This window comes from Streptomyces sp. NPDC060002 (assembly GCF_042737245.1).
Lineage (GTDB): Bacteria > Actinomycetota > Actinomycetes > Streptomycetales > Streptomycetaceae > Streptomyces.
The window spans coordinates 1-8,949 of record NZ_JBHWUW010000114.1 but is presented as its reverse complement, the minus strand read 5'-3'; the positions used below and the strand labels follow the sequence as shown (position 1 = coordinate 8,949).

The 8,949-nt window shown below is 69.5% G+C and carries 6 protein-coding genes and 2 pseudogenes; 3 read left to right on the top strand and 5 right to left on the bottom strand.

From position 1 onward, the window contains the following. Window positions 1–293: 293 nt before the first annotated feature. A complete protein-coding gene (gdhA, locus tag ACFWBD_RS41220) occupies window positions 294–1,640 on the bottom strand; it encodes an NADP-specific glutamate dehydrogenase (RefSeq protein WP_385679290.1) in 1,347 nt (448 codons plus the stop codon). Window positions 1,641–2,005: 365 nt separating this feature from the next. Between gdhA and ACFWBD_RS41215 the strand changes: the two genes are divergently transcribed. Then, complete coding sequence (locus ACFWBD_RS41215) at window positions 2,006–3,643, top strand: GMC oxidoreductase (protein WP_385679287.1); 1,638 nt, start codon at window positions 2,006–2,008, stop codon at window positions 3,641–3,643. A 153-nt stretch (window positions 3,644–3,796) separates the two neighbouring features. Here the strand turns inward: ACFWBD_RS41215 and ACFWBD_RS41210 are convergent, their stop codons facing one another. The 3 genes from ACFWBD_RS41210 to ACFWBD_RS41200 all read right to left on the bottom strand — a co-directional run bounded on the left by ACFWBD_RS41210 (window position 3,797) and on the right by ACFWBD_RS41200 (window position 6,128). After that, the gene (locus tag ACFWBD_RS41210; RefSeq protein ID WP_385679284.1) at window positions 3,797–4,276 is read right to left on the bottom strand and encodes a carboxymuconolactone decarboxylase family protein; all 480 of its coding nucleotides are present in this window, start codon (window positions 4,274–4,276) and stop codon (window positions 3,797–3,799) included. 89 nt (window positions 4,277–4,365) lie between these two features. Next, a complete protein-coding gene (locus tag ACFWBD_RS41205; protein ID WP_385679281.1) occupies window positions 4,366–5,439 on the bottom strand; it encodes a dihydrodipicolinate reductase in 1,074 nt (357 codons plus the stop codon). Between the two features lie 362 nt (window positions 5,440–5,801). Continuing rightward, window positions 5,802–6,128 (bottom strand): hypothetical protein, encoded by a 327-nt coding sequence (locus tag ACFWBD_RS41200; RefSeq protein ID WP_385679278.1) that lies wholly within the window; start codon window positions 6,126–6,128, stop codon window positions 5,802–5,804. A 596-nt stretch (window positions 6,129–6,724) separates the two neighbouring features. Between ACFWBD_RS41200 and ACFWBD_RS41195 the strand changes: the two genes are divergently transcribed. Continuing rightward, window positions 6,725–8,005 carry an MFS transporter gene (locus ACFWBD_RS41195; RefSeq protein WP_385679275.1) on the top strand — a complete coding sequence of 427 codons (1,281 nt, stop codon included), beginning with the start codon at window positions 6,725–6,727 and terminating at the stop codon, window positions 8,003–8,005. Between the two features lie 241 nt (window positions 8,006–8,246). Here the strand turns inward: ACFWBD_RS41195 and ACFWBD_RS41190 are convergent. Further along, window positions 8,247–8,533 (bottom strand): annotated as a pseudogene (locus ACFWBD_RS41190) (DUF2236 domain-containing protein); the annotation flags it as partial. 273 nt (window positions 8,534–8,806) lie between these two features. Here ACFWBD_RS41190 and ACFWBD_RS41185 point away from each other — a divergent pair. Continuing rightward, window positions 8,807–8,949, top strand: a pseudogene (locus tag ACFWBD_RS41185) (deaminase); the annotation flags it as partial.

Below are 8,949 nucleotides of genomic sequence, written 5' to 3'. Positions count from 1 at the left end.
GAGCATCTCCGGGCGGCCCCGCTTCTCGTGCACCAGTCCAACGCCGCCAAGCGGAAGGCTCGGGCTGGCCGGCTCCTCACGGACTGTCCGGCACGCATCTGCGATCCCCCGGCCCCGAGTCGGGCCGGGGGCGGGGCGCCCACGGCGTCATGTCCCCTGGCGGTCGGCGAGCTCGTCCACCAGCCGTCCCGGTCCGACACGTGGTCGGGCCCGGGTGTACGCAGCTGTGGCCGCCGGTCAGGGCAGGCAGGGCAGGGTCCACCACGACGAAGAGCAGCAGCGCGGGTCCGGCGCTACACGACGCCCTGGGCCGTCATCGCTTCCGCCACCCGCAGGAAGCCCGCGATGTTGGCGCCCAGGACGTAGTCGTCGGGGGTGCCTCCGTACATCTCGGCGGTGGTGCGGCACTGTGCGTGGACACCTCGCATGACGGCTGCCAGACGGGTCTCGGTCTGCTCGAAGGTCCACACATCGCGGGAGGCGTTCTGCTGCATCTCCAGCGCCGAGGTGGCCACGCCTCCCGCGTTGGCGGCCTTGCCGGGACCGAACAGGACGCCCGCCTCACGGAAGACCTCGATCGCCTCCGGGGTGCACGGCATGTTGGCGCCCTCGGCGACGGCGAGGACGCCGTTCTTCACCAGCACCCCCGCTTCCTGTCCGCCCAGTTCGTTCTGCGTGGCACACGGCAGCGCGATGTCACAGGGCACCTCGAAGACCGAGCCCCGGTCGGAGAACCGTGCCGCGGGCTTGGCCTCCGCATAGGCCGACAGGCGCGCCCGCCGTACCTCCTTGACCGTCTTCAGCAGCTCCAGGTCGATGCCGTCCGCGTCGACCAGATAGCCGGAGGAGTCCGAACAGGCCACTACGGACCCGCCCAGCGTCTGCACCTTTTCGATCGCGTAGACCGCCACGTTCCCCGAGCCGGAGACCACGACCTCGCGGCCGTCGAAACCGTGTCCGCGCGTGGCCAGCATCTCCTGCGCGAAGTACACGGCGCCGTAGCCGGTGGCCTCGGTCCGGGCCTGCGAGCCGCCCCAGGAGATGCCCTTGCCGGTGAGGACGCCCGCCTCGAAGCGGTTGGTGATCCGCTTGTACTGGCCGAAGAGGTAGCCGATCTCGCGCCCGCCGACCCCGATGTCACCGGCGGGGACGTCGGTGTGCTCGCCCAGGTGCCGGTACAGCTCGGTCATGAACGCCTGGCAGAAGCGCATGACCTCGTGGTCGCTGCGGCCCTTGGGGTCGAAGTCCGAGCCGCCCTTGCCGCCGCCGATCGCCAGTCCGGTCAGCGCGTTCTTGAAAATCTGCTCGAAGCCCAGGAACTTCACGATGCCGAGGTTCACGCTGGGATGGAAGCGCAGACCGCCCTTGTAGGGGCCGAGCGCGCTGCTGAACTCCACCCGGAACCCGCGGTTGACCTGTACCCGCCCCGCGTCGTCGACCCACGGCACTCGGAAGATCAGCTGCCGCTCGGGCTCGCACAGCCGCTCGGGGATCAACGCGTCGACGTACTCCGGATGCGCCTGCAAGGCCGGCGCCAACGTGTGCAGCACCTCTCCCACCGCCTGGTGGAACTCGGTCTCACCGGCGTTGCGCCGGCAGACCTGTGCGTAGACGGCCTCGATGTGAGCACTGTGGTTCATGCGCGCCTGCTCTCCTGTGGTCCGCCAGGCACTCGTCTCGTCCGGCGTGCCTGGCCGCTGTCCTGTCAACGAATACGGACGGCAGGAGTCGCTGTGTCAGCGAAGAAGGTCACCGATATCAGAGCACGGACTTGCCGTCGGCCGGCAGCAGGCAGCGGCCGGGCGGGCGTTGAGGAAGTCGCGGGGCTCTGGGCGACGGAGTCCGGGGGGCAGGGCGCCGGTGCCGCGGGTCGCTGATCTGGAACTTGTCGGCGCACGTGATGCCCAATATGTGATCTTTTGAAAGTTACCTCAGGGTATGGCGTGACTTCTTATGAGGGTGCCAGTAGAACCCGTTTCACTCTATGGAGAGTGAGGAGCCGCGCATGAACGACGATTCCCCACGTGGGACGCGCCTTAGAGGCGTATCCCGTCGAAGATTCATCACTGGAACTGGTTCTCTTCTCGGAACGGCCGCGCTCGCCGGGCAGGTGGTCCCGGCCCATGCCGCCACCACAGCCGCAGTGATCGAACCGGGCGCGCACGTGCCCGTCCTCGTGATCGGCACCGGATACGGCGGCTCCGTGGCCGCTCTGCGCCTGGCCCAGGCCGGTGTCGACGTCCACATGATCGAGATGGGCATGGCCTGGGACACTCCCGGGTCGGACGGCAAGATCTTCGCCAACACGACGAGCCCCGACTACCGGTCCTTCTGGCTGCGCACCAGGACGAAGCAGCCGCTCAGCAACTTCCTCGGCTTCCCCATCGACAAGGACGTCCCGCGCTACACCGGAGTCCTGGACGCCGAGGAGATGGGCGGCATCATCGTCTACCAGGGCCGGGGCGTCGGCGGCGGCTCACTGGTCAACGGAGGCATGGCGGTCACTCCCAGACGGGAGAACTTCGGCGCGGTCCTGCCGTCCGTCGACGCCGACGAGATGTACTCCGTCTACTACCCGCGCGCCAACGCGGGGCTCGGCGTCGGCACGGTCGACCCGACGTGGTTCGAGACCGCCGACTGCTACCAGTACGCGCGGGTCGGCCGTAAGCACGCCCAGCGCTCGGGCTTCCCGTTCGTCTTCGTGCCCGACGTGTACGACTGGGACTACATGGAGCGGGAGGCCGCCGGGACCGTACCCAAGTCCGCGCTCGCGGGCGAGATCCTCTATGGCAACAACTATGGCAAGAAGTCCCTGCAGCTGACCTACCTCGCCCAGGCGAAGGCGACCGGACGGGTCTCCATCTCACCACTGCACAAAGTCACTTCGGTCGCCCCGGCGACAGGAGGCGGCTACACGGTCGTCATCGACCGGCTCGACACCGGCGGCACCACCACCGCCACCAAGACCGTCACCGCGGACCGCGTGTTCTTCGCGGCCGGCAGCGTCGGCACCAGCAAGCTCCTGGTCAAGCTCAAGGCGACCGGCGCGCTGCCGGGCCTCAACAGCGAGGTGGGCAAGGGCTGGGGCGACAACGGCAATGTGATGTGCGGCCGCGCCAACCACCTGTGGGACCCCACCGGCGCCCTGCAGTCGTCCATCCCGTGCTCCGGCATCGACAACTGGGCCGCGGGCGGCGCGTTCGCCGAGGTGGCCCCACTGCCCACCGGCATCGAGACCTACGCCTCGTTCTACTTGTCGATCACCAAGAACCCCAACCGTGCCCAGTTCTCGTGGAACGCGGTGGCGGGCACGGTCGACCTCAACTGGCAGACCGCCTGGAAGCAGCCGTCCATCGACATGGCCAAGACGATCTTCGACAAGATCAACGCCAAGGAAGGGACGATCTACCGCACCGACCTCTTCGGCGCCTACAAGATCTGGGGCGACCACCTCACGTACCACCCCCTCGGTGGCGCCGTGCTGAACAAGGCGACGGACAACTACGGCCGCCTGCAGGGACATCCGGGTCTGTACGTCATCGACGGCGCGCTCGTCCCGGGCAACACCAGCGTCAATCCGTTCGTCACCATCACGGCACTCGCCGAACGAAACATCGAAGCGATCATCGCCGCGGACCTGTAGCGGTGACCCGAGCTCGTGCTGTCCGGAATGAAAGGCCCCCGCCCCGAACGAGTGAGGAGGGGTAACGGGCGAGGAACGAGAGGGGACCTAGAGGGGACCTGGCAAGGAACGAAACCAGGGCCGCCCGGACTCGCCGGACGGCCCCGAACCGGCTCAGTGCCCCGGCAGCACGCACATGGCGTCGAGCCCCAGCACACGGTTGAGCCGCCCGAACGCCAGCCACGAGCCGAGGCTCATGGTCAGCTCCACGATCTCGGTCTGGCTGTAGTGCGTGGTCATCCGGTCCCAGAACTCCTCATCGAGGCCGTGGTGGTCCAGGGCGTACCGCTCCGCGTACTCGGCGGCCAGGCGGGTGCGCTCGTCGAAGGCGTCGGTCGTGCGCCACTCGGCCACCGCGTCGGCGAACTCCTCCTCGACCTTCTGCTCGTCCCGCTCGGTCCGCCAGTCGAGGCAGAAGAGGCAGCCGTTGATCTGCGCGATCCGGAGCCGCGCGGCCTCGAACTCGCGCAGTCCCAGGGTCGTATGGGCGTAGACGGACAGCGAGAAGTTCGCGGCGGCGAGCCCGATGCCGGGGACCATGTCGCCCCACACGTACTCGATCGGGTTCTTGCCTTCGGGGATGTCGACGTTCATCCGGGACTCCTTCGTGTTCGCCCCTGGCCTCGCCGGCGACAGGAGGCGCGTCCTGGGGTGTCGGCGGGATGCGGGAGGGGGCGTCGGCGTCACTTCCCGCCAAGCCTTCCGACCGCAGGCCGCAGTGGGACGTCGAGCGCGTCGTACAGTCCGGGCTCCGCGTCCACGAGCCAGTCGATCGCGCCGACCAGCCGGCCGACCGCGGTGGCGTTCCCGCCCGCGGACCGGTTCTCGCCCTCGTCGGTCGCCTCGACGGTGATCTCGATACGCGGGCGGCCCTCGATGATCACTCGGTGCGCCCCGTCGCCGTTGGGCGGCGACGGCCACTCCGGGGCGCAGGACGGGTGGATCCGGGTGATGTGCTCGATGACGAGGCGGGGTTCCCCCTTCACGAAGCCCTGTACCTCGAACCGCACCGCGCCCTGGGTGCCTGCCTCGAACTCGCCCATGGTCCGGGTGCTCACCGTCGTGCCGAGCGCGCGGCGCTGCAAGGTCTCGCGGATCTCGTCGAGTTGGACACCGAGGGCCCTGGCCATCAGCCGGATCTGCCCGCCCCACACCATGGTCGGGATCGACGGGGCGAGCATCAGCGGCTCGTAGTCCATCGGCTGGCCCATCCCGACCAGATACCGCACCGACTCCTCCTGCTCGTACGTGGAGTAGTCGAAGATCTCCTGGCAGCGGACGGCGTCGACGATCGTGCCCAGGCCGCTCATCAGCAGGGGCAGTACGTCATTGCCCCAGCCCGGGTCGACGCCGGACACGAACAGCGACCCTCCGCCGTCGGCTATCGCGGCGAGCACCGGGTCCCGGAACTCGGGCGGGGCGTTGCGCTGGTCGTAGAGCGGGTACAGCGACGGAGTGACGACCACGGCACCCGCCCGGATCGCGGCGCCGATGTCGGCCAGCGCCTCGTCGGGCCGGATGTCGCCCGACGCCGCGTACACCACCGCCCGGGGGCCGGTGGTCAGCACGGCGTCGATGTCGTCGGTCGCCGAGATGCCCAGGCCCCGACCGAGGCTGCCGAGTTCGCCCGCGTCGCGCCCGACCTTCTCGGGGTTGTGGACGAGCACGGCCGCGAGGCTGAGCGCCGGATGCGCCTCGACCGCGCGGATCGCCGCACGGCCGACGTTGCCGGTACCCCAGACCACCGTGGAAATCATGCGCGGAGCGTAACCTGACGGGTCGTCAGTTTCCATACCCCTGCACCGGCCTCCGTGGTGTGCTTCGTGAACCGAGGGGCCCCCAGGGCGACACGATCGCCGGTGCCCCGCGACATCTCCTCGCACAGCCGTAGCGCCTCGTCCAGGTCGTCGGAGAAGATGCGTCGCCAGGACGCTCAGCCGCTGGGGCCACATCCCGCCTCCGGTCGTCCTGATCAGCCCGGAACGGTAGGCACGGTTCATCACCAGCCGCAGCAACCGGGTCATCCCCGGGATCGCCCCGACGGCCTTCAGCAGGAACGCGGGTGGACCGCCGTCGGCCTGGGCCGAGCCGGCGGCGAGGTGTCCGCCCGCCAGTGCCATCATGTCCGGCTGCCGCGTTCGAGGTGCGCGCCGGGGGTCCGCGGTCGCGAGCGCGCCAAGGCGTCGTTGCCGGTCGCCTCGGCCTGCTCGACGTCGATGAGCAGCGCCAGGTGCGGGGGCATCCCGCGCAGCGCCATCGTCTCCAGCGGCGCGGGATCGTCGGTGATCGCGCCGCGGCCTCGGCCGTGCAGCACAACGCTGCGCCCCGGCAGGAGTGCGGCGAAGGAGAGCCGGTCGTCCCGCAGCAGGTTGTGGAGCGTGTCGGCGCGTTTGTTGCCCTTGCGGTCCGGGATGACCAGCGTGCGGCCGTCCAGGATCCGCGCCACCGCCTTCGGCAGGTGTCAGTCCGCGTACTGGAGTGGGCGGTACGCCTTGAACTCGCTGCCCGGCGCCGGTCCGTAGGTCGGCGAGCGATGGCTGGTGCCGTGGCTGCCGCGCTGTTCGTAGGCCGTGTGGGAGCGGGTGTTCGTTGTCGGCGGTGAGCCAGACGGCAGCGCGCCGCAGGGTCTCCTGCCGCGAGCCGGGCTGAGGACCGGGCGAGCCCTGGGGCGGTGTTGGTGGGTTGCCCTGATGGGCCGACAGGGATGAGGAGGCCGCCGACAGCGCTGGGTTCTCAGCGGTTGGTCCACAGGTTCCAGAGGAAGAAGGAACCCTGGGCGCACTGGTGGCAACCCCGGCCTCACTGAGATCGCCGAGATCCCGGACCGAGGGCATGCCCTCACCATCGACAGCGGCTGGCAGGAAGTCGCCGAGACGACCCTCACGTTCGTCCGCCGCTTCGCCTGACGGTTCGCCGGGCCGCTGCCGCTGCCTCGGAGGTGACCTCAGCACTGAAGTGCGTGCGGTGATGACGTGAGCGCGCGTAGCGGGCGGTCCGAGCCACTACGCTGACTGCCTTCAGGGCGGGGGCGGGGAGGGCTCATTGGCGCGGCAGGTCCCTCTCGGGGCGGACTTCCGGCGGTTGTGGGGCGCGTACGGGATCAGTGCTGCGGGCAGTGCCGTCGCCATGGGGGCGTTGCCGCTGGTCGCCGTCCTGGTGCTGCATTCCTCAACGTTCCAGGTCTCCCTGCTCACCGCCCTGTCCGCAGTGGCCAGTGCGGTGATCGCCCTGCCGCTCGGTGTCCGTATCGAGCACCAGTACAAACGGCCCGTCATGATCACCGCCGATCTGGCCCGCTGCGCGGTGCTCGTGAGCGTGCCGGTCGCGGCGGCCCTCGGCGGTCTCACCTTCGCCCACCTGTGTGCCGTCGGCATCCTGCAGACGGCCGCCTCCGTCGCGTTCGACGCGGCGAGCGGCGCGCACCTCAAAGCGCTCGTCAGACCCGAGCACCGCCTTCGCGCCAACAGCCTGTTCGAGACCACCAACTGGATCAGCGTCAGCGCCGGACCACCCGTCGGCGGGCTCCTGATCGGTGTCCTGGGCTCCACGGCCACGATGGCGGTCGACGCCGCGTCCTTCCTCGGATCCGCCCTCGGCATCCGCCGCATCCGGCGGCCCGAACCCGCGCCGACGACACCCGCTGCCCCTCACCTGGGCCGCGACATCACCGCCGGCTGGCAGTACATCCTGCGGCATCCAGGACTGCGCCCGCTGTTCTGCAACTCCCTGCTCTTCGGCGGCTCCATCATGATGACGTCACCGCTGATGGCCGTCCTCATGCTGCGTGACCTCGGCCTCGCGCCGTGGCAGTACGGACTCGCCCTGGGGCTGCCCTGTCTGGGCGGCGTGCTGGGTTCACGCCTGACCCCGCCGCTCACCCGGCGGTTCGGGCAGCGCCGAATCCTGCTGCTTTCCGGTGTCGCCCGCACACTCTGGACGATCCTGTTGCCGCTGGCGCCTTCCGGTGCCCTCGGCGTATTCACCATCGTGGCCGCCGACTTCGGCCTGCTCTTCGCCGCCGGAGTCTTCAACCCGTCGTTCACCACCTACCGCATGGAGGCCACGCAGGACGCCTTCATGTCCCGCGTCGGCACCTCCTGGTCGGTCAGCTCGAAAACGTGCCAGGCAGTCTTCATGATCACCGGTGGCCTCCTCGCCGAGGCTGCGGGCGTCCGCGGCGCGCTGCTCATCGCCGGCGTGCTCTGTATGACGAGCGCGCTCCTCCTGCCCTGGCGGAAGGTTCACACCTGCGCCGAAGGCGTTCCGGCCCCCACGGGGGCACCGGTCGCGCAACCCGCACCGTCCCAGGCCGACTCCCCGTGACGACGGCTGCCGGTTCGGGGTTCGCTCGCCGTTGAGCCTCTGCAGACCGGGAACGGCCCGCTGTGCTGAAGCTCCCACAGATCGTCAAGCTGGTCGGCTGTTGCGGCTGGGCCGTCGTGCCTGGATGCGCTACTTGGTGGAGCCCGTCAGGGTGGAGCCCGTCATCATCGGGGCCTTGAGGCGCGTACGGGATCCCTCACGGTCCCGGCCGGTGAAGCGGTCCGCGCCGCGGTGCCCCGCAAGGTGTTCTCGCTATTGGCTGATGGCAGGAGGTGCGGGGGACATGCAGCCAGTCGGCGCAGGTGTCGCCGATCAGGTAGCGGATCAGGCGGCAGTCGATCGGGTCGAAAAGGTGCCGGGCACGACCGCTTCGTAGAGGTCGATGAGCTGGCGGGTGAGCTGGGCGCCTTCTTTCGATGGTCCCTTGTGGCGGGTCATGTACAGGTCGGAGAACTCGCCGGCTGCCTGCAGGTCCTCGGGGACCTGGTCCCGGTCGATTCCGAGGATGGCGCCGACGGCCCGCCACGCGCGGCGGGAAAGGTATCCGCTGGGGCGGACACCCCTTTCAAGTCGCAGCCTGGTGGGCTGCCCCCGCGCGGGCAATGCCGTCCGCGCGCCTCTTGGCGACTCGGCACCTCGCCAGTAGGCACCGGGATGCCGCCGAACGGCGCAGGTGAACGGTCGCGCGGGGCACGCTGTGGAAGAACTTGGGCGCCGCTGTCGATCCAGCCACGTCCCGTTCGACATCCTGATGGAGAACGCGTCGCCGTACGAGGACGACAGGACCTGACGAGGGAACACGTGGATCAGCTGCTGCGAGTACAGAACTTCACCATCTCGAGCGATGGTGTCGCCGCCGGCGAGGACCAGAGCCTGGAGCGGCCTTTCGGCCACCACATCGATCCGGGACAGCTCTTCGCCTGGGCCGGCGCCACGGCGAGCTG

Coding starts and splice junctions, on each gene's coding strand:
- gdhA (WP_385679290.1), bottom strand. CDS start 1,640: ATGAACCACAGTGCTCACATCGAGGCCGTCTACGCACAGGTCTGCCGG.
- ACFWBD_RS41215 (WP_385679287.1), top strand. CDS start 2,006: ATGAACGACGATTCCCCACGTGGGACGCGCCTTAGAGGCGTATCCCGT.
- ACFWBD_RS41210 (WP_385679284.1), bottom strand. CDS start 4,276: ATGAACGTCGACATCCCCGAAGGCAAGAACCCGATCGAGTACGTGTGG.
- ACFWBD_RS41205 (WP_385679281.1), bottom strand. CDS start 5,439: ATGATTTCCACGGTGGTCTGGGGTACCGGCAACGTCGGCCGTGCGGCG.